Raw genomic sequence first — 1,085 nt, 5'->3', positions numbered from 1 at the left:
ATGACGATGACAATAAGAAGGCCGGGGCATTCTGGCTCACCGGCGACAAGGGCATAGAGTACGGGATCCTGGGCGGCGTTGCCGTAACGACCGGCACTGCCTTCGCACTGGGCAGCCACTGGCATGGGGACAGGGAAAGTGGGCTTGCAAGTCCGTCCGGTTTCTCGACAATCAAGAAAAGATAACACGTCCTCCGGAAACAAAGCAGCAGACCTGTATGTCTAAGCGCGTCCTTAAGCTGTTCCCCCTGTTTGTTGTCGTGCTCGCGCTTGCGGCGTGCGGCGGCACAGCGGCCAATCATCAGACTTCCACTGACCCTGCCGCGACCATTGCCGGCACAAAGAAGGCCGACAGGATGAACGAAGCTCTGATGATGGGGTCCATCGCCCAGCAGGCGCCCATGGACAACGGCTACCTCATCGGTCCTGAGGACCTTCTCGAGATCGAGGCATACAACGTGGAGGAACTCAAGAAGACCGTACGGGTTAACTCTCATGGCGACATAGCCCTTCCGCTTGTCGGCGTGATCAATGTCAAGGGGCTCACCACGTCTGAGGTGGAGGCCTTCATCACGAAGAAACTCGACAAATACGTGGAGGAGACGGTTGTTACCGTATTTGTAAAGGAATACAAGAGCCAGCGAATATCCGTGATCGGCGCGGTGAAGAACCCTCAGGTTTTCGCGGTCACCGGCCAGCGGTATCTCATGGACATGCTGATGATGGCGGGAGGACTCGATGCCGGTGCCGGCAGCGTCTGCTATATCATCAGGCCGATGCTGGCGTCGACGGCGACGAACAAGTCCGAGACGATCGTCGTGGACCTCGACGAACTCATCCTGAGCGGCAACCTTTCCCTGAACTTCCCGGTCTTTGCCGGCGACATTGTCAATGTCCCGAGGGGTTACATCTTCTTCGTGGACGGCGAGGTGAAGGCTCCCGGCGTCTACACTATGAAGGGCAAGACCTCGCTCATCCAGGCGGTCACCATGGCGCAGGGGGTCGGCGAGAACGCGTCGCTCGGCGAGGTGCGCATTCTGCGCGACAACGGCAAGGGAGACCGGGATACCATCCCGGTAGACTACG

At 58.7% G+C, this 1,085-nt stretch carries 2 protein-coding genes; both read left to right on the top strand.

Features of this window, described 5'->3' with window-relative positions; genetic code table 11:
- Positions 1 to 185, top strand: a 185-nt coding sequence (locus AC11W3_RS19865) for a hypothetical protein (RefSeq protein ID WP_484093613.1), incomplete at its 5' end; no start/stop codon positions are given.
- Between the two features lie 32 nt (positions 186 to 217).
- Positions 218 to 1,085: polysaccharide biosynthesis/export family protein (locus AC11W3_RS19860; protein ID WP_484093612.1), on the top strand; the 868-nt coding region annotated here is incomplete at its 3' end.

It is taken from the genome of Geomonas sp., from assembly GCF_056994735.1.
Note: the sequence above shows the minus strand (reverse complement) of the source record. Positions and strands in the feature narration are given on the sequence as shown.